This window comes from Pseudomonas sp. D1-1, assembly GCF_051132225.1.
Classification (GTDB): Bacteria; Pseudomonadota; Gammaproteobacteria; order Pseudomonadales; family Pseudomonadaceae; genus Aquipseudomonas.
Genome location: NZ_CP071676.1, coordinates 573,932 through 591,696, shown reverse-complemented (window position 1 = coordinate 591,696; position 17,765 = coordinate 573,932). Strand labels below are relative to the sequence as shown.

The 17,765-nt window shown below is 62.1% G+C and carries 17 protein-coding genes; 7 read left to right on the top strand and 10 right to left on the bottom strand.

Features of this window, described 5'->3' with window-relative positions; all coding sequences use genetic code 11:
- Window positions 1-8: 8 nt before the first annotated feature.
- From hfq to J3P86_RS02500, 6 genes are all read right to left on the bottom strand, one after another.
- Window positions 9-269 carry an RNA chaperone Hfq gene (gene hfq / locus J3P86_RS02525; protein WP_058546527.1) on the bottom strand — a complete coding sequence of 87 codons (261 nt, stop codon included), beginning with the start codon at window positions 267-269 and terminating at the stop codon, window positions 9-11.
- A 91-nt stretch (window positions 270-360) separates the two neighbouring features.
- Window positions 361-1,332 carry a tRNA (adenosine(37)-N6)-dimethylallyltransferase MiaA gene (miaA, locus tag J3P86_RS02520; protein ID WP_434699352.1) on the bottom strand — a complete coding sequence of 324 codons (972 nt, stop codon included), beginning with the start codon at window positions 1,330-1,332 and terminating at the stop codon, window positions 361-363.
- On the bottom strand, window positions 1,332-3,245 hold the full coding sequence (mutL, locus tag J3P86_RS02515) for a DNA mismatch repair endonuclease MutL (protein WP_434699351.1): 1,914 nt from the start codon (window positions 3,243-3,245) through the stop codon (window positions 1,332-1,334). The genes miaA and mutL overlap by 1 nt, the downstream gene beginning before the upstream one ends.
- Entirely contained in the window at window positions 3,242-4,672 is a 1,431-nt protein-coding gene (locus J3P86_RS02510) for an N-acetylmuramoyl-L-alanine amidase (RefSeq protein WP_370871022.1), read from the bottom strand. Before J3P86_RS02510 ends, mutL begins: the two co-directional genes overlap by 4 nt.
- A gap of 3 nt (window positions 4,673-4,675) precedes the next feature.
- Window positions 4,676-5,143, bottom strand: coding sequence for a tRNA (adenosine(37)-N6)-threonylcarbamoyltransferase complex ATPase subunit type 1 TsaE (tsaE, locus tag J3P86_RS02505; RefSeq protein ID WP_434626378.1), 468 nt, complete (start codon window positions 5,141-5,143; stop codon window positions 4,676-4,678).
- Window positions 5,131-6,630, bottom strand: coding sequence for an NAD(P)H-hydrate dehydratase (locus J3P86_RS02500; protein ID WP_434626380.1), 1,500 nt, complete (start codon window positions 6,628-6,630; stop codon window positions 5,131-5,133). Before J3P86_RS02500 ends, tsaE begins: the two co-directional genes overlap by 13 nt.
- Before the next feature lie 63 nt (window positions 6,631-6,693).
- On the opposite strand from J3P86_RS02500, the gene queG reads away from it, so the two are divergent.
- Window positions 6,694-7,773 carry a tRNA epoxyqueuosine(34) reductase QueG gene (queG, locus tag J3P86_RS02495; protein WP_434626381.1) on the top strand — a complete coding sequence of 360 codons (1,080 nt, stop codon included), beginning with the start codon at window positions 6,694-6,696 and terminating at the stop codon, window positions 7,771-7,773.
- On the opposite strand, the gene J3P86_RS02490 is transcribed toward queG, so the two are convergent.
- Window positions 7,755-8,366 (bottom strand): trimeric intracellular cation channel family protein, encoded by a 612-nt coding sequence (locus J3P86_RS02490; RefSeq protein ID WP_305497211.1) that lies wholly within the window; start codon window positions 8,364-8,366, stop codon window positions 7,755-7,757. The two genes, queG and J3P86_RS02490, sit on opposite strands and share 19 nt — an antisense overlap.
- Before the next feature lie 241 nt (window positions 8,367-8,607).
- On the bottom strand, window positions 8,608-9,150 hold the full coding sequence (orn, locus tag J3P86_RS02485) for an oligoribonuclease (protein ID WP_305497212.1): 543 nt from the start codon (window positions 9,148-9,150) through the stop codon (window positions 8,608-8,610).
- A 109-nt stretch (window positions 9,151-9,259) separates the two neighbouring features.
- On the opposite strand from orn, the gene rsgA reads away from it, so the two are divergent.
- Window positions 9,260-10,291: a small ribosomal subunit biogenesis GTPase RsgA gene (rsgA, locus tag J3P86_RS02480; RefSeq protein WP_217861119.1), complete on the top strand. Its 1,032-nt coding sequence runs from the start codon at window positions 9,260-9,262 to the stop codon at window positions 10,289-10,291.
- 148 nt (window positions 10,292-10,439) lie between these two features.
- Here rsgA and motB read toward each other — a convergent pair whose 3' ends face one another.
- The gene (motB, locus tag J3P86_RS02475; RefSeq protein ID WP_434602651.1) at window positions 10,440-11,486 is read right to left on the bottom strand and encodes a flagellar motor protein MotB; all 1,047 of its coding nucleotides are present in this window, start codon (window positions 11,484-11,486) and stop codon (window positions 10,440-10,442) included.
- A 3-nt stretch (window positions 11,487-11,489) separates the two neighbouring features.
- Complete coding sequence (gene motA / locus J3P86_RS02470) at window positions 11,490-12,341, bottom strand: flagellar motor stator protein MotA (protein ID WP_305497215.1); 852 nt, start codon at window positions 12,339-12,341, stop codon at window positions 11,490-11,492.
- Window positions 12,342-12,508: 167 nt separating this feature from the next.
- Here motA and J3P86_RS02465 point away from each other — a divergent pair, with 167 nt between their 5' ends.
- The 5 genes from J3P86_RS02465 to J3P86_RS02445 all read left to right on the top strand — a co-directional run bounded on the left by J3P86_RS02465 (window position 12,509) and on the right by J3P86_RS02445 (window position 17,674).
- Window positions 12,509-14,047 carry an HDOD domain-containing protein gene (locus J3P86_RS02465; RefSeq protein ID WP_434626382.1) on the top strand — a complete coding sequence of 513 codons (1,539 nt, stop codon included), beginning with the start codon at window positions 12,509-12,511 and terminating at the stop codon, window positions 14,045-14,047.
- 42 nt (window positions 14,048-14,089) lie between these two features.
- A complete protein-coding gene (locus J3P86_RS02460; RefSeq protein WP_434699350.1) occupies window positions 14,090-14,905 on the top strand; it encodes a rhodanese-like domain-containing protein in 816 nt (271 codons plus the stop codon).
- A gap of 19 nt (window positions 14,906-14,924) precedes the next feature.
- Window positions 14,925-15,785, top strand: a complete 861-nt coding sequence (asd, locus tag J3P86_RS02455; protein ID WP_434626385.1) for an archaetidylserine decarboxylase — start codon at window positions 14,925-14,927, stop codon at window positions 15,783-15,785.
- Between the two features lie 100 nt (window positions 15,786-15,885).
- Window positions 15,886-17,106 (top strand): O-antigen ligase family protein, encoded by a 1,221-nt coding sequence (locus J3P86_RS02450; protein WP_434626386.1) that lies wholly within the window; start codon window positions 15,886-15,888, stop codon window positions 17,104-17,106.
- Entirely contained in the window at window positions 17,096-17,674 is a 579-nt protein-coding gene (locus J3P86_RS02445) for a serine acetyltransferase (protein WP_305497220.1), read from the top strand. Before J3P86_RS02450 ends, J3P86_RS02445 begins: the two co-directional genes overlap by 11 nt.
- Window positions 17,675-17,765: the final 91 nt, after the last annotated feature.

Genomic DNA, 17,765 nt, shown 5'->3' with positions numbered 1-17,765 from the left:
GGCTCCTATCAAGCGTTACCCGGCTCAGCGTCAGCGCCTTCGGATTCGGTTGCGCTAGGCAGACGAATTGGACGAACCGGCACTACCGTCGAGATAGCGTGTTTGTAGACCATCTGGCTGACGGTGTTTTTCAGCAGGATGACGAACTGGTCGAAAGACTCGATCGTGCCTTGCAGTTTGATCCCGTTGACCAGATAGATGGACACCCCAACTTTTTCTTTACGTAAAGTGTTCAAGTAAGGGTCTTGTAGCGAATGCCCTTTTGACATGTGCCGCACTCCTTTAAGGATCAATTATAAAAATCGGAATCAGATGGCTTGGGCCGTCACACCCCCAAGGATAGACGGCAATTGCAAGGACTCAGCTCAATATGGAGATGGTCCCAAGGTATTTCAAGGCGCGTGGCAGATTGTCGCAATCAAGGCTGTCGAGCCAATGCAAGTCAGTCCAGCTGCGCAACCAGGTGAACTGGCGCTTCGCCAATTGGCGCGTGGCGATAATCCCACGCTCGCGCATCTCGGCTGACGTCAGCTTGCCGTCCAGGTAATCCCAGACTTGTCGATAACCTACCGCACGTATAGACGGCAACCCGGCATGCAGGTCACTTCGCTCACGCAGGGCTACGACCTCGTCTATGAACCCCTGTTCCAACATCAATGTGAATCTTTGTTCAATACGCTGATGCAACACTTGCCGGTTCGCCGGAGCGATGGCCAGATTCGCGACAGTATAGGGCAATTGTTGCAGTCCCGAAGCGGCTGCTTCAGTACTTTGCGCAGATTGTCGCTGGCGCAGGGCCGTCATGCTCTGGCCGCTGACCCGATAAACCTCCAGCGCTCGGCTGAGCCGCTGCGGGTCGTTGGGGTGAATACGCGCCGCCGACTCGGGATCGATCAGCGCCAATTGCTCGTGAAGCGCTTGCCAGCCAAGGCGCGCAGCCTCTTCTTCGATCTGCGCGCGCACCTCGGGATCGGCCGCCGGCATGTCCGCCAGCCCGTCGACCAAGGCCTTGTAATAGAGCATGGTGCCGCCCACCAGCAGCGGAATCTTGCCCCGCGCGGTGATCTCGGCCATGGCCTGGAGCGCATCACGCCGGAAATCGGCTGCCGAGTAAGCGTCGGCCGGGTCGAGGATATCGATCAGGCGGTGCGGATATTCAGCCAGCAGTTCCTTCGATGGCTTGGCGGTGCCGATGTCCATGCCCCGATAGACCAAGGCCGAGTCGACGCTGATCAACTCGCAGGGCAGCACCTTGGTCAGTTCGATGGCCAGGTCGGTCTTGCCGGCGGCCGTCGGCCCCATCAGGAAGATCGCCGGAGGGAGCTGGTTCATCAGCGACCGCGCAGGAACAGTTTGTCCAGGTCGTCCAGGCCCAATTGGGTCCAGGTCGGCCGGCCATGGTTGCATTGACCGCTGCGCTCGGTGTTTTCCATGTCCCGCAGCAGACCGTTCATTTCCGGCAGGGCCAGGCGCCGGTTGGCGCGGATTGCGCCGTGGCAGGCCATGGTGCCGAGCAGTTCGTTCAGATGCGCCTGGATCCGGTCACTGGTGCCGTACTCCATCAGGTCCGCCAGCACGTCGCTGACCAGGCGATTGGCCTCGGCCTGTTTCAGCAAGGCCGGGATCTGCCGGATCGCCAGGGTCTCCGGGCCCAGGCGCTGCAACTCGAAGCCCAGGCGCTGGAACCAGCTCACATGCTCATCGGCGCAATCGGCTTCGCGCTGACTGACAGCCAGGGACTCGGGCACCAGCAGCGGTTGCCCGCTCAAGCCTTCGCTGGCCATGGCGATCTTCAGCCGCTCGTACATGATCCGCTCATGGGCGGCATGCATGTCCACCAGGACCAGGCCCTGGGCGTTTTCGGAAAGAATGTAGATGCCTTTGAGCTGCGCCAGGGCATAGCCTAGCGGCGGGATATCGCCCTGGCCATCGGGCAATGCCGCCGCACCAGCCTCCTGCAACGGCTTGAAAAATTCGCGATAGGCAGCCTGGGCCTCCGCCGCCGGCACATTCGACTGAGGACGCGGTGTGTATTGGTATTGATAGCCGCTGCCGGCACCGCTGCCGGCCGTGTTATAGACCGGCTGGGGCTGGGGTTGCTCAAGCAGCGCGTTGGCCGCAAGGCGCATTTCGCCTTGGGGACCGAATTCGCCAGCTTCCAATCCGCTTGGCCGGACCATGCCGGCCACCGCCGCCGGGGCCGCCAATTGATCTTCAGGACGCACGTCGCCCAGGGCGCGATGCAAAGTGCCGTAAAGGAAGTCATGGACCATGCGCCCGTCACGGAACCGCACTTCATGCTTGGTCGGGTGCACGTTGACGTCCACCACCGAAGGGTCGACCTCGAAAAACAGCACGAAGGTCGGATGCCGACCGTTGAACAGCACATCGCGATAAGCCTGGCGCACCGCGTGGGCCACGAGCTTGTCGCGCACCGCGCGGCCATTCACATAGAAATACTGCAAGTCCGCCTGGCTGCGAGAGAACGTCGGCAAGCCGACCCAGCCCCACAGGTGCAGGCCATTGCGCTCCACCTCGATGGGCAATGCCTGCTCGAGGAAACCCGCACCGCACACCGCGCCCACGCGCCGGGCGCGGGCCGCATCATCGTGGGCCTCGTGCAGGCTGAGGATGGTCTTGCCGTTGTGGCGCAAATGGAAAGCCACGTCAAAACGCGCCAGGGCCAGGCGCTTGATGACTTCCTGCAAATGATCGAACTCGGTTTTCTCGGCCTTGAGGAACTTGCGCCGGGCCGGGGTATTGAAGAACAGGTCGCGCACTTCCACCGAGGTGCCCACCGGATGGGCGGCGGGCTGGACGCGAGAAGCCATGTCGCGGCCTTCGGTCTCGACCTGCCAGGCCTGGTCGGCATCGCGGGTGCGGGACGTCAGCGTCAGGCGCGACACCGAGCTGATGGACGCCAGCGCCTCGCCACGAAACCCCAGGCTCATGACCCGCTCAAGGTCTTCCAGGTCGCGAATCTTGCTGGTGGCGTGGCGAGCCAGCGCCAGCGGCAGGTCGTCGGCGGGAATGCCGCGACCGTCATCGCGCACCCGCAGCAGCTTGACGCCACCTTGCTCGACATCGACGTCGATGCGCTTGGCACCGGAGTCGAGGCTGTTTTCCAGCAGTTCCTTGATCACCGACGCCGGGCGCTCGACCACCTCACCGGCGGCGATCTGGTTCGCCAACCGCGGGCTGAGCAGTTCGATGCGAGCGTTGCCGCCAATCACTTCATCCGTCATTGCTTGACCGCCACTTCGTTGCCGGGAATGGTCAGGGTCTGTCCGATCTTCAGCTCGTCACTCTGCAGGTTATTGGCGCTGCGCAAGGTAGCGGGCGACACCTGGTAGCGCACCGCGATCATCGCCAGGGTTTCGCCAGGACTGACGCGATGATCCCGCGGTCCCTGGGCAATCTTGCCCGAATCGCGCAGCCAGGCGATGTAGGTACCCGGCGGCGGGTTCTGCTGGAAGAACTGCCGCACACCGCTGCTGATGGAACGGGCCAGGGCCTGCTGGTGGCTCGCGGAGGACAGTTTCGAGGCTTCGTTGGCGTTGGAGATAAACCCGGTTTCCACGAGGATCGACGGGATGTCCGGCGACTTGAGCACCATGAATCCGGCCTGTTCGACGCGTTGCTTGTGCAGCGGGGTAACGCGGCCGATGTTGCTCAGGACCTTCTGCCCAACGTTGAGGCTTGACGTCAACGAGGCGGTCATCGACAGATCCAGCAACACGCCGGCAAGCATCCGGTCCTTGTCGTCGAGGCTGACATTGCCGGCACCGCCGATCAGGTCGGAACGGTTTTCACTGTCGGCCAGCCAGCGCGCCGTCTCGGAAGTGGCGCCACGATCGGACAGGGCAAATACCGAGGCGCCGAACGCAGCCTTCGAAGGCGCGGCGTCGGCGTGGATCGAGACGAACAGGTCCGCACCTTTCTTGCGGGCGATCTCGGTGCGGCCACGCAACGGAATGAAGTAGTCGCCAGTGCGGGTCAGCTCGGCGCGAAAGCCTTTCATGCCGTTGACCTGGCGCTGCAACTCCCGGGCGATGGCCAGCACCACGTCTTTCTCACGCTGACCGCGCGAGCCCGAGGCGCCCGGGTCTTCGCCACCGTGGCCGGCATCGATGACCACGATGATGTCGCGTTTGCCGGCTGGCGCCGGTGGCAGCTTGAGCGCAGGCTCGGTGGGTGTGACCGGCACGGCAGGCACCGTCGCGACCTTGGTCGGGGGCGGTGGCGCAGGCGCGGCGTCGGCCGGGTTATCGAACAGATCCACCACCAACCGGTTACCGTACTGGGCATTGGGTGCGAGGGTGAAACTCTTCGGGGTCACGGCCTGTTTCAGGTCGATGACCACTCGCAGGTCGGTGGGCGTGCGCTGGGCCGAACGCATCGCGGTAATCGGCGTGTTGGCCGTGGGCACGTTCAGCGGCGCGCCCAGGGATGCACCGTTGATGTCGATCACCAGGCGATCCGGGGCCGCGAGGGTGAACACGCTGTGCTGCACCGGGCCTGTCAGGTCGAACACCAGCCGGGTGTTGTCCGGCGCCCGCCAGAGGCGAACACTGTTGACCTTTGTCTCAGCCACAGCATCGACGGCCAGTGCCGTAAGCAACAGTCCTACGACAGCAACCACCGCGCGAAAGCGCATACCAAACCCCATCATCAATTAGTTTTCCAGTGCCAGAGCGGCACACCACGACTCGCCACGCGAGCCTTGCGGCGTCAGTTTCAGCGAACGCCCGCCGTTCTGCGCGCCAATGGTAATGGTCAGGTCGGGCTTTGGCAAAAAGCCTGCACCCTTCTGAGGCCATTCGATCAGGCACAAGGCGTCATCTTCGAAATAATCACGGATCCCGAGAAACTCCAGCTCCTCAGGATCGACCAGTCGATACAGGTCGAAATGGAAGGCGCGGGTATCACCGATCTCGTAGGGCTCGACCAACGTGAACGTGGGGCTCTTGACCGAGCCGACATGCCCGAGGCCGCGAATGATGCCACGGGACAGGGTGGTTTTCCCCGCGCCAAGGTCGCCTTCGAGAAAAATCAGACCATGGCCTGCGGTGGTCTGCGCGATGCGGGCGCCAAATTGTGTCATGGCTTGTTCGTCCGCCACGTACAGGGTTACTTCAGACACGGTGAGTGCTCCTCCAACAACTGACGAATGGCCGGAATCAGATCGGTCGCGGCCAATCCGCGGCCCGAGCGACCGACCTGCACCCCGGCATTGGCATGCAGCCAGACGGCCAGGCACGCGGCTTCGAATCCTTCCATTCCCTGGGCCAGCAAAGCGCCGGCCACGCCAGCGAGGACATCCCCCAGGCCAGCGGTGGCCATCGCCGGATGACCCTGACCGCAAACCGCCAGGCGCCCGTCCGGGCTGGCGATCAGGCTACCGGCGCCTTTGAGAATCACGCTGGCTCGGTATTTTTTGCTCAATGCGTGGGCCGCCGCTGGACGATCGGCCTGCACCTGCACGGTGGAAATCCCCAGCAGTCGCGCGGCCTCGCCCGGATGCGGGGTGATGAGGCACTGCTCCGGCAGACTGACCATGCCATGGCTCAACAAATTCAGCGCATCGGCATCCCACACCTGCGGCAGCGACGCATTGGCCGCCGCCGACAACAGGCTGCGCCCCCAAGCGGCCTGGCCAAGGCCCGGCCCCACCACCAGCACGCTGGCCTGCTTGAGCAACCCCATCAACTGGTTAGCCGAATGGGTGCCTTGCACCATCACCTCGGGCAAACGCACCAGCGCGGCGGCCACGTGCTCGCTGCGGGTCGCCATCGAAACCATCCCCGCACCGCTGCGCAAGGCGCTTTCGGCGCTCATCTGGATGGCGCCGCCAAAACCGCGGTCGCCGCCAATCAACAGCACATGACCAAACTTGCCCTTGTGGGCTGAAGGCGCACGGGGCGGCAGACGCGGCAGGTTATGCGGCAAGAGCAATCGAGCGCTGGCCGGCGCCGCGTCAACGAAGTCCGGGTCCGCGTGCAGGTCGTTGAATACCAACTCTCCCACCCGATCCGCCGCATCGCCGGTGAACAGACCGAGCTTCAGGCCAATGAAGGTCACGGTCAGGTCCGCCGTCACTGCGGTACCCAGCACCCGACCGGTGTCGGCACACAACCCGGAAGGGATATCCACCGCAGCGACCGGTAACCCGCTGACATTGATGGTGTCGATTGCCCGAACATACGGTTCGCGAACGTCACCGCTCGCCCCGGTGCCGAGCAACGCGTCGAGCAGGACACCGCGCAATTCGCAATCATCCGCCCAAGGTTCCACCGGCACACCAACCGCCACGGCTTCGGCATGGGCATTGGCGGCATCACCCAGCAACCGCCGGGGCTCGCCTACCGCCAGTACCCGGACCGCCCAGCCGGCACGCCGGGCCAGAGTCGCCACCAGGTAGCCATCGCCGGCGTTGTTGCCATGGCCGGCGAATACGGTCAACTCGCCGGCTTCAGGCCAGCGCCGAACGATCGCTCGCCAGGTGGCGCGGGCGGCGCGCTGCATCAATTCGAAGCCGCTGGTGCCCGCCACGATCAGTTGTGCGTCGAGGGCCCGGACTTGCGCGGCACTGTACAGCGCGTCGGGAAATTCATCTTTAGTCTGCGGCATGCGTCTTCGGGCTCCGATGTCTGGCAGAATTATACGCATCTCAGCTCCGGTTTCTCTCGCCTCATGCCTGCCATTCCCACAGACCTCCCCGCCCTCGCCCAATCCATCAAGGACTGGGGCCGCGAGCTGGGCTTCCAGCAAGTCGGCATCAGCGGCCTGGACCTTGGCGAGCATGAGCAGCACTTGCAACGCTGGCTCGAAGCCGGCTACCACGGCGAAATGGATTACATGGGCGCCCACGGCAGCAAACGCTCGCACCCGGAAGAACTGGTGCCCGGCACATTGCGGGTGGTGTCCCTGCGCATGGACTACCTGCCGGGCGACACCCGAATGGCGCAATTGCTTGGCGAACCGGAAAAAGCCTACGTCTCGCGTTATGCGTTGGGCCGCGATTACCACAAATTGATCCGTAAACGCGTGCAGCAATTAGCAGAAAAAATCCAGGCAGCCATCGGCCCCTTCGGCTATCGCGCGTTCGTCGACAGCGCACCGGTGCTGGAAAAAGCCATAGCCGAACAGGCAGGGCTGGGCTGGATCGGCAAAAATACGCTGGTGTTGAACCGCAAGGCCGGGAGCTATTTCTTCCTCAGCGAGCTGTTCGTCGACCTGCCGCTGCCGGTGGACCCGCCCCACGGCACCGAGCATTGCGGAAAATGCACCGCCTGCCTGGACATCTGTCCGACCAACGCCTTCGTTGGTCCCTACGTATTGGATGCCCGGCGTTGCATCTCCTACCTCACGATCGAACTGAAAAACGCTATCCCCGAGGAGCTGCGGCCGCTGATCGGCAATCGGGTGTTCGGTTGCGATGACTGCCAGATCGTCTGCCCGTGGAATCGCTTCGCCCGGCCCTCTGCGGAAGGCGACTTCAAGCCACGCCACAACCTGGACAATGCCGAACTGGCCGAGCTGTTCATGTGGGATGAGGACAGGTTTCTCAGCAGCACCGAAGGTTCGCCATTACGCCGCGCCGGTTATGAGCGCTGGCTGCGTAACCTGGCGGTGGGGCTTGGCAATGCGCCGACGACAATTCCCGTGCTGGAGGCGTTGAAGGCTCGACAGGATTATCCGTCAGCCCTGGTGCAGGAACATGTGCAATGGGCGCTGCGCCAACATGCCGAGCGTCAGACTTCGTCGTTATAGACGAACTTGGGCATTTCCCAGTGAAACCGGATCGCCAGGAGCCGCAGCAGGAAACCACCAAACAGGGTGATCAGAATCGCCTGCTCGCTGGGCAATTGCAGGTAGACACACAGCAGGTAGCACCACGCAGCGGCGAACGAGACGCTGGCATAGAGTTCGCGACGGAAAATCAACGGGATGTCGTTACAGAAGATATCCCGGAGAATGCCGCCAAAAACCCCGGTAATCACCCCACTGACCGAGGCCACCAACATGCCATGGCCCATTTCCAGCGCGGTCATGCAGCCGATCAAGGTAAACGCCACCAGCCCGACGGCATCGAGCACCAGGAACAGCGAGCGCAGGTGACGCATCCAGCGCGCGAGGAATACCGTCAACATGGCCGCCGCGGTCGTCAGCACCAGGTATTCCGGATGCTTGACCCAGGTCAGCGGGTAATGCCCCAGCAGCACGTCGCGCACCGAGCCGCCACCCAGCGCCGTGATACAGGCGATCAGCACCACGCCGAACCAGTCCATGCCACGCCGCCCGGCAGACAAGGCGCCGGTCATGGCTTCGGCGGTAATGGCGATCAGATACAGCATCAGCAGCATGGTGGCAGTCCTTGCGGGAAGGCGCGCAGTCTAGCCAGTTTGGGCAGGCACCAAAAGGGGGCAGCTACGACCTGCCCAATACAATACCCGTGGCGAGGGGATTTATCCCCGCTGGGCTGCGCAGCAGCCCCTGATACGCCTGACACCAAGCAACCTGACACAGCGGGGCATCAGGTTTTGGGGCTGCTACGCAGCCCAACGGGGATAAATCCCCTCGCCACAAGAGCGCTCGGCGCTTGAATCAGAACTTGATGAAGTGCTTGCGATAATGCTGCAACTCGGCGATGGATTCGCGGATGTCGTCCAGGGCCAGGTGGGTGCTGCCCTTCTGGAAACTGTCACGCACTTCTGGCGCCCAGCGAGCGGCCAGCTCCTTGAGTGTGGAGACATCCAGGTTGCGGTAATGGAAATAGCTTTCGAGGGATTTCATGTGGGTATAAAGGAAGCGACGGTCCTGGCAGATGCTGTTGCCACAGATCGGCGACTTGCCCCTTGGCACCCATTGTTCCAGGAAGGCGATGGTCTGGGCTTCGGCCTCGGCCATGCTGATCCTGCTCTCGCGCACCCGTTGGGTCAGTCCCGAGCCGCCGTGCTGGCGGGTGTTCCACTCGTCCATGCCGGCCAGCACCTCATCACTGTGGTGGATCGCAATCACCGGACCCTCGGCCAGGGTGTTGAGATCGCTGTCGGTGACGATGGTGGCCATTTCGATGATGACGTCGGTGTCAGGGTTCAGACCGGTCATTTCCAGGTCGATCCAGATCAGGTTCTGCGGGTTTTGCATGGGGGAGCTCCTCGGCTTAGCTGCGCAGTTTAGCCTAGGCAACCGGTCGGGCGTGCTAAACTCGCCGCCGTTTTACCCTATTCGCTGCATTTCTTCATACGGAACACCCATGGCCAAACGCCAACTCAATCGTCGTCAGAACTGGCGCATCGAAAAGATCCAGGGCGAGCGCGCCGCCCGCGCAGCCAAACGTGAATCCAGTGCCGTCGAGGCCCTGGAGGGCGGAGACCTGGGCCCTGAGCAGACCGGACTGGTGATCGCGCATTTCGGCGTCCAGGTCGAGGTCGAGGCCCAGGAAGGCGAGTTGGCCGGCCAGGTATTCCGTTGCCATTTGCGGGCCAACCTGCCGGCGCTGGTGACCGGCGACCAGGTGGTCTGGCGGGCCGGCAACCAGGGCATCGGCGTGATCGTCGCGCAACTGCCGCGCCACACCGAGCTGTGCCGCCCGGACAGCCGGGGCCAGCTCAAGCCGGTGGCGGCCAACGTCGACATGATCGTGATTGTCTTCGCCCCGCTGCCTGAGCCCCACGCCAACCTGATCGACCGTTACCTGGTGGCGGCCGAACACGCCGGCATCCGCCCGTTGCTGTTGCTCAACAAGTTCGACCTGATCGACGAACACAACGCCCCGGCGCTGAACGCCCTGCTGTCGGTCTATCGGGATCTGGGTTACCCGGTGCTGGAAGTCTCGGCCCACCACGGCAACGGCATGGAGCAATTGCAGCAGCAACTCGACGGGCGCATCAGCGTGTTCGTCGGCCAGTCCGGCGTCGGCAAGTCTTCATTGGTCAACAGCCTGCTGCCGGAAGTCGAGACCCGCGTCGGGCCGTTGTCCGAGCTGTCCGGCCAGGGCACCCACACCACCACCACCGCGCGGCTGTTCCACTTTCCCGGCGGCGGTGAGCTGATCGACTCGCCGGGCATCCGCGAGTTTGGCCTGGGCCACGTCAGCCGGGCGGATGTCGAAGCCGGGTTCATCGAGTTCAACGACCTGATCGGCACCTGCCGCTTCCGCGACTGCAAGCACGACCGCGAACCCGGCTGCGCCTTGCTCAAGGCGCTGGAAGAAGGCCGCGTGCATCAACAACGGATGAACAGCTACCGCTCGATCATCGCGAGCTTGCCGGAAAGCAGTTACTGATTGTGGCGAGGGGATTTATCCCCGCTGGGGTGCGAAGCGCCCCCCTTTCCATGTAGATGAACAACAGGGCTGCTACGCAGCCCAGCGGGGATAAATCCCCTCGCCACAGATAAATCCCCTCGCCACAGGTTTGCGATCGCCAGTCAGATCACTGCGCTGGCGGCTCCGCCGGTTTCGGCGCGGCGTCGTCGAACAGGTTCAGGCGCTCGCGCAACTCATGGGCCGGCACTGGTTGCTGGTCCGCCGGCAGCGCGTTCGGATCGGCGGCCGCGCCAGGCGTGGCGGGCGATGCAGGCACTTCGCCCGGCGCGCCCTCGCCCGGGGCCGGGTCTGGCGCCGGATCGTCGGTTTGCGAACCTTCGATGGCTTTCTGGGCTTTCTTGGTCAACACCACGATGTCGATGCGGCGGTTGACCGGGTTGAACGGATCCTTGCGATCGAACAGTGCCGAAGACGCATAACCGACGACCCGCGCCACCTGCTCATCCGGATAGCTGCCCGCCACCAGGGCACGCCGTGCCGCGTTGGCCCGGTTGGCCGACAGTTCCCAGTTACCGAAGTCGCCTTTGCCGACGTAAGGCTTGGCATCGGTGTGGCCACTGATGCTGATCTTGTTCGGCACCGCTTTGATGGTATCGGCCATGGCCAGCAGGATGTCTTCGAAATACGGCTTCAGGCGCGCACTGCCAGAGTCGAACATCGGACGGTTATCGGCGTCCATGATCTGGATGCGCAGGCCGTTCGGTGTGATCTCGAAAAGGATCTGGTCCTTGAATTTCTGCAGTTCCGGGTTCTCTTCAACCTTGTTCTGCAATTCCTGCAGGAGCAATTCCAGGCGTTCGCGCTCGACCTGCTCGGCCATGCCTTCGGCCTCATTGGCGTCGACCGTCGCCTTGTCAGGCTGAGGCTGGGATTTGACCTCGGGGTTGAGGGTATTTTCCGGCGCCAGGACCGGCGAGCCGCCCAGGTCGATGATGTAGGGCGTGCCGCTCTCGGAAAAACCGATCGGATCCTTGAAGTAACCGGCGATGGCGATTTTCTGTTCCGGGGTCGCGGTGGACAGCAGCCACAGCACCAGGAAGAACGCCATCATCGCCGTGGCGAAGTCGGCGAAGGCAATTTTCCAGGCGCCCCCGTGGTGCCCGCCGGCAATGCGCTTGACGCGCTTGACTATAATGGGCTGGTTATTTTCCATAACTTAACGACCGCGAACCGCTTGTTCCAGCTCGGCGAAGCTTGGACGGTGCGCCGGGTACAGGACCTTGCGACCGAACTCCACCGCCAGGGACGGCGGCATGCCCGAGGCCGAAGCCACCAGGGAAGCCTTGATGGCCTCATAGACGTTGAGCTCTTCCTTGGCGTCATGCGCCAGGGAATGGGCCAGCGGGCCGAAGAAACCGTACGCCGCCAGAATACCGAAGAAAGTACCCACCAATGCCGCGCCCACGTGCAGGCCGATCGACGCCTGATCGCCTTCACCCAGGGATGCCATGGTCACCACGATGCCCAATACCGCCGCAACGATACCGAAGCCGGGCATGCCGTCGGCGATGCCGTTGACTGCATGAGACGGGTGCTCGAGGTCTTCCTTGAGGCTGTACAGCTCCATGTCGAACAAACCTTCAAGCTCATGGGGGGCCATGTTGCCGGACGACATGATGCGCAGGTAGTCACAGATGAACGCCGTCATGCGCTCGTCTTTCAGCACCGAGGGGTACTTGGCGAAGATCGGGCTGGCGGCGGCGTCTTCGATGTCACCCTCGATCGCCATCATGCCTTCGCGGCGGCTTTTGTTGAGGATCTCGTAGACCAGCCCCAGCACCTCGAGATAGAAGGTGTGGCTGAAACGCGAGCCGAACATGCTCAAGGATTTCTTGAGCACATGCATTGTCATATAGCCAGGGTTGGCCTGCAGGAATGCACCAAGGGCTGCACCGCCGATGATCAACACCTCGAAAGGCTGGACCAGCGCGGCAATCTTGCCATGGGAGAGCACGTATCCGCCGAGCACGCTCGCGAACACGACGATGATGCCGATAATTTTAGCCATAGATAGAAAGTACTTATTTAAGTCGGGTTCAAGGTCATATTCGGAAGCTGAAAAATCTCTTCTTCTACTTATCGGCAAAACTGCGCCAGACTATAGCCAGTTCCGGCGAAAAGCCAATTTTGCCCCGTTCCGGGCGTAGATACCCCATGCGATGATCACGTCCAACCATGGCTAACGAAACGAACGTCCCAACTCCAAGACCGACCACCCTCGAAGGCTGGGTAAAGCTGCTCGAGGGCGTGCACCTGCCGGTGCCCCAGGCCAGCCACGACCTGGTCTGCAAGGCGATTGGCGACAGTCGCCGCTCGCTGCGTGACATCGCCGAATTGATGCAGGACAGCCCCGCGCTGGCCCTGAGTGTCATTCGCGAAGCCAACCACCACACGCACGGTACCCTGGCGGAACCGGCGGAAAACCTTGAGGTGGCCATCAACCGCCTCGGCCTCAAGCGCACCGAAGAACTGCTTGCTCGCCTGCCCTCACTGCCGGGGCAGCAGATTCCCTTGGCCCTGCGCCAGTTGCAATTGATCAGCCAGCACGCCACGCAACAGGCCAACGGTTTTTTTGCCAGCCGCCTGGCGCGGCTGTGGCAAGACATCCATTGGGGCAGCCTGCTGTTCCTGTCACCGCTCTGGCCGCTGGCCCTGACTCATCCACGACTGCTCGGGGAATGGGAGCTGCGCGTCGTTCATAAAGGCCAGCCAGCCGGCGAAGTGGAGCGTGAACTGTTCGGCGTCAGCCTGCTGAAAATCTGCCTGGCATTGGTGGAGACCTGGCGCCTGCCGATCTGGGTAGCGCAGGGCTATCGCCTGCTGCTCAACGAGCGTCGCGAACTGGTCAAAGTGCTGCGCATTGCGCGCGACAGTGAGCATCCACTGCGCCAACAGAATCGCCTGGACGACGACCCGACCCTGCGGCGCTGGCTCAATCAGCCAGCCAACACCGTGCTGCTGGCCAACGGCCTGGCACTTTCGGCACAGCAGGCGTGGGACAGCCCGCACAGTGCCCGCTGGCAATACCTCACCAGCCTGTATCTGCAGATGCCGATGGACGACATTCAGCAACAGCTTCACCAACAGGCCGCCAACAGCGCGCGTCAGCACGCCATGCCGGACCTCTGGCATCCCGCCGTGGCGCTGATCTGGCCGCCGGGCAGCAAGCGGGTCCACCCAGGTTTGCTGCCCGCCGCCCCGCCCAGCGCCCAGGACCTGAGCCAATGGCGCAAACAATGCGCCGCGTTGCTGGTGGAGCCGAGCCCGTTCCGCAACGCCATGCACCTGACCACCTCGGCACGGGATGCGCTAGCGGCATGTGGCATGCGCCGGGTCATGATCTTGATGGCCGACCGCAGCCAGACCAGCGTGCGCGTGCATCAGATTGCCGGTTTGCCCAAGGAAGCGGCGGCCATGAGCTTCTCCATCAGCCAAAGCAAAATCCTGCAACGATTACTTGCCCAGCAGGCCCAGGTTCGCCTGACCCCGCAAAACAACGCCCAATATTCGGCATTGCTGCCAGCGGGCCTGCGCAGCCTGTTTCGCGGCGAACACTTGCTGCTGCGCTCTCTGACCTGTAACGGTCGAGTGATTATGCTGGTGGTGGTAGACCAGGGCGGCGGACCGTTTTCGGATGTGACGGTACAAGCTTTCGGTAAAACCGTACAGTGCATCGAGCGCGCCCTGCACAGCTTCACCAACCGCGGCCGCTGAACTTGCTACAATCCTTTCCCTTTGCGCCCCAGGAGGCCTCACATGCCTGACTTCTCTGGCTTGCCGCTGGTAATCGAACCGAGCGAACTGCGGCCGCGCCTCGATGCTCCCGAGCTGATTCTGGTGGACCTCACCAGCGCGGCCCGCTACAGCAACGGGCACATCCCCGGCGCGCGTTTCGTCGATCCCAAGCGCACGCAACTGGGTCAGCCTCCGGCCCCAGGCCTGTTGCCGGCAAAAGCCGACCTTGAGGTGCTGTTCGGCGAACTCGGACACAACCCCAACGCCGTCTACGTGGTGTATGACGATGAAGGCGGTGGTTGGGCCGGGCGCTTCATCTGGCTGTTGGACGTGATCGGTCATTCGAATTATCACTACCTCGACGGTGGCTTGCTGTCCTGGCTGGATGAGGGCCTGCCGGTGTCCACTGAAATGCCCGCGCCCGGCGCAGGCCCGGTGAGCCTTGTGCTGCACGACGAACCCACTGCCACCCGCGAATACCTGCAAGGCCGTCTCGGCGCTGCCGACCTGGCCATCTGGGATGCACGCGGCCCGCTGGAGTACTCCGGCGAAAAAGTCGTCGCGGCCAGGGGCGGCCATATTCCCGGCGCGGTGAACTTCGAATGGACCGCCGGCATGGACCCGACGCGCAACCTGCGCATTCGCAAGGACATGCCCGAGATCCTCGAACAGTTGGGTATTACACCCGACAAGGAAATCGTTACCCACTGCCAGACTCATCACCGCTCTGGCTTCACCTATCTGGTGGCCAAGGCGCTCGGTTATCCGCGAGTCAAAGGCTATGCCGGTTCCTGGGGCGAATGGGGCAACCACCCTGACACCCCGATCGAGCTTTGAAGATTCCTAAGGACATTTAATGAAGAACCGCTTGTTCATCCTTTCCCAATACCTGCTGCCGCACCACTTGCTGTCGCGCCTCGCCGGCTGCATTGCCGAATGCCGCGTGCGCTGGTTCAAGAACGCCTTTACGGCCTGGTTCGCCAAGCGCTACCAGGTGGATATGTCCCAGGCCCTGGTGGAAGACCTGAGCGCCTACGAGCACTTCAACGCCTTCTTCACCCGCGCGCTGAAAGACGGTGCCCGCCCTCTGGATCAAACCCCAGGCGCGATTCTGAGCCCCGCCGACGGCGCCGTCAGCCAGCTCGGCCCGATCGAGCATGGCCGCGTGTTCCAGGCCAAGGGCCACAGCTTCAGCGTGCTGGAACTGCTCGGCGGCGATGCGGCCAACGCAGCGCCATTCATGGGCGGCGACTTCGCAACGATTTACCTGTCGCCCAAGGATTACCACCGCGTGCACATGCCGTTGGCCGGCACGCTGCGGGAAATGGTCTACATCCCGGGGCGCATTTTCTCGGTCAACCAGACCACTGCCGAGAACGTTCCGGAGCTGTTCGCCCGCAACGAACGCGTAGCGTGCATTTTCGACACCGAACGCGGGCCGATGGCCGTGGTGCTGGTGGGTGCAATGATCGTGGCGTCCATCGAGACGGTCTGGGCCGGCCTGGTGACACCGCCCAAGCGCGAACTCAAGACCTTCCGTTATGACGAAGCCGCCCGTGCGCCGATTCACCTGGAGAAGGGTGCCGAGCTGGGCCGTTTCAAACTGGGTTCGACCGCTATCGTGCTGTTCGGGCCGGATCAAGTGAAGTGGACCGAAGACCTGGTAGCCGGCTCGCCGGTGCAGATGGGTCAAGGACTGGCATTACCCAAGGCTTGATCACCGAGGCAGCGACGTGAGTCGCTGCCATCGCCGGCGGTCTTCCCCCACGCCTTGGAAACCTCAGCCCTGGCTCCCATTCACTGCCCCTGGAATAGGTATGACACGTTCGGTTTTTACCAGATACACCGTGCTAGTTCTGATGATCGGATTCACCGTACACCTGACAGGGCTACTCTTCATCACTGACGGCAGTAGCTACACGACGATTTCCAACCTGAGCCTGTTCCTGCCTGCATTGCTCTTGTGCATTGTCGACGCACGCCTGCGCCAAAGCCTGATGCAGAAACGCTATTGGCCGGTCCTGCTGATGCTGGCCTTCTCATTGCTGATCGCATTCCTGAACCCCGGCTCATCGACATCCGCCTTCTCGCAGTTCAAAACCGTGCTCTACGTGACCTTGTATCTCGGCACTGTGCATATACTGGCTCGAGAGGGGCTGCTTGAAAAAAGCCTCACGTTTGCCTTCGCCGTGGCAGGACTCTTTGCAATCGCAGGCCTGCTGATTCATTTCGTACAGCAAGACCAGAACATCTTTTTCATGGGCGGACGCTTGTTCAACCTGGGATATGGCGACTACGCGAATTTCAAGAACCCGATCATCGCTGCGCTGTACTACGGTTTTTTTGGCATCTACGGGTTCCACCTCCTGCTGACCAAACCCTGCGGGCCATGGCTCAGGGTCTTCTACATGGCGTGCGTGGCAGGTCTGTCGCTGTACCTGTTCTGCACCCTTTCAAGGGCCGTCTGGCTTGGGTATGGCCTGGCCATCTGCACCAGCGTGGTGTTCCAACACACACCACGAACAAGAAAATGGCTGTACCTCACAGGTGCTCTTTTTCTTGTGGCAGTTGCATGGTTATGGCCAGTCATCGTCGATCAGCAAAGTCGTGGATTCAGCCTTCGCGACCTGATCTGGGCTGGCTGGCTGAGCCGCATCGAAGAGTTCTGGCTATTCGGGGCCGGCGCGGGGAGCAATTTTGACATCTGCGTTTTGGAAACCCAATGCTACAACCAGGTGCACAACCTGTTCCTGCAGTTCTTTTATGAGTTCGGGGTCGTCGGGGCGGCGCTGCTGCTACTGGCCGTTTTCCATGTTTTCATCTGCGCCGTTGACAGAAAAACCTGGATAAACCCTATAGGCTCGGCGGGTTTTCCTCTGCTTATCTTCGCAATAGTGACGGCCATGTTCGACTACCACACGGTATTCAACAGGCCCGGGGTCTATTGGATCGTCTTCTGGCTTCCTGTCGGGATCATTCTTTCCCAGCGTTTTTTACCAGGCCCTGCGTCTTGCAAAGAGGCTGTCGATGCTCATTGATATTTTCCGATCAGCCAAACGCTACTGGCATATCGAAATTCTTGGTGGCCTGGACAAACCGTTCAGATGGCGCCGGCTTTACCAGAAGTGCCAGCGCATCAACCGGTACCGCTATCTGTTCTGGTTTCGCCTGGCCTACGCCATGCATCAGCAGGACAGCAAGTTCTGGAGACGGCGCGGCAAACTGCTGAACGAGCGAATCAGTCGCCAGTTCAATGTGGAGATCATGCTCGGCGCCACCATTGGAGAAGGGCTTTGGATCGCGCACCCGAATGGAATCGTTATCACCTCGCACGCCGTTATCGGCAAAGACTTCAAGATCTGGCAGAACTGCACGCTGGGCATCAAGGGCCAAAGCGAGGCTGCGCTCTTGCGTATCGGTGACGGCGTCAGGGTACACGCCCATGCCTGCATCATTTCAGACGATTTGGAGCTGGGCGACAACGTGATCGTCGGCGCTGGCGCCTTCGTCAACAAAAGTATCCCGGCCAACCACTTGTATATCACCCGCAGCGTCGGCGAAATGAAAGCCTACGATCCCCAGTCAATGGGCCGTCTGCAAAGCTAGCGTGGCCGACCGGCGCTGCGGCGGTCGTGGACGCCGCGGGCGCCAGGTGTCGCCGCAGCATGATCTTTTGCCCACACCTGCTAGAGTTGGA

What these genes read in the sequence shown, in the direction of transcription:
- miaA (WP_434699352.1), bottom strand. Translation starts at nt 1,332, where the DNA reads ATGAACCAGCTCCCTCCGGCGATCTTCCTGATGGGGCCGACGGCCGCC.
- motA (WP_305497215.1), bottom strand. Translation starts at nt 12,341, where the DNA reads ATGGCTAAAATTATCGGCATCATCGTCGTGTTCGCGAGCGTGCTCGGC.
- J3P86_RS02500 (WP_434626380.1), bottom strand. Translation starts at nt 6,630, where the DNA reads ATGCCGCAGACTAAAGATGAATTTCCCGACGCGCTGTACAGTGCCGCG.
- queG (WP_434626381.1), top strand. Translation starts at nt 6,694, where the DNA reads ATGCCTGCCATTCCCACAGACCTCCCCGCCCTCGCCCAATCCATCAAG.
- J3P86_RS02450 (WP_434626386.1), top strand. Translation starts at nt 15,886, where the DNA reads ATGACACGTTCGGTTTTTACCAGATACACCGTGCTAGTTCTGATGATC.
- J3P86_RS02465 (WP_434626382.1), top strand. Translation starts at nt 12,509, where the DNA reads ATGGCTAACGAAACGAACGTCCCAACTCCAAGACCGACCACCCTCGAA.
- J3P86_RS02510 (WP_370871022.1), bottom strand. Translation starts at nt 4,672, where the DNA reads ATGATGGGGTTTGGTATGCGCTTTCGCGCGGTGGTTGCTGTCGTAGGA.
- J3P86_RS02445 (WP_305497220.1), top strand. Translation starts at nt 17,096, where the DNA reads ATGCTCATTGATATTTTCCGATCAGCCAAACGCTACTGGCATATCGAA.
- mutL (WP_434699351.1), bottom strand. Translation starts at nt 3,245, where the DNA reads ATGACGGATGAAGTGATTGGCGGCAACGCTCGCATCGAACTGCTCAGC.
- hfq (WP_058546527.1), bottom strand. Translation starts at nt 269, where the DNA reads ATGTCAAAAGGGCATTCGCTACAAGACCCTTACTTGAACACTTTACGT.
- orn (WP_305497212.1), bottom strand. Translation starts at nt 9,150, where the DNA reads ATGCAAAACCCGCAGAACCTGATCTGGATCGACCTGGAAATGACCGGT.
- asd (WP_434626385.1), top strand. Translation starts at nt 14,925, where the DNA reads ATGAAGAACCGCTTGTTCATCCTTTCCCAATACCTGCTGCCGCACCAC.
- rsgA (WP_217861119.1), top strand. Translation starts at nt 9,260, where the DNA reads ATGGCCAAACGCCAACTCAATCGTCGTCAGAACTGGCGCATCGAAAAG.
- J3P86_RS02490 (WP_305497211.1), bottom strand. Translation starts at nt 8,366, where the DNA reads ATGCTGCTGATGCTGTATCTGATCGCCATTACCGCCGAAGCCATGACC.
- J3P86_RS02460 (WP_434699350.1), top strand. Translation starts at nt 14,090, where the DNA reads ATGCCTGACTTCTCTGGCTTGCCGCTGGTAATCGAACCGAGCGAACTG.
- motB (WP_434602651.1), bottom strand. Translation starts at nt 11,486, where the DNA reads ATGGAAAATAACCAGCCCATTATAGTCAAGCGCGTCAAGCGCATTGCC.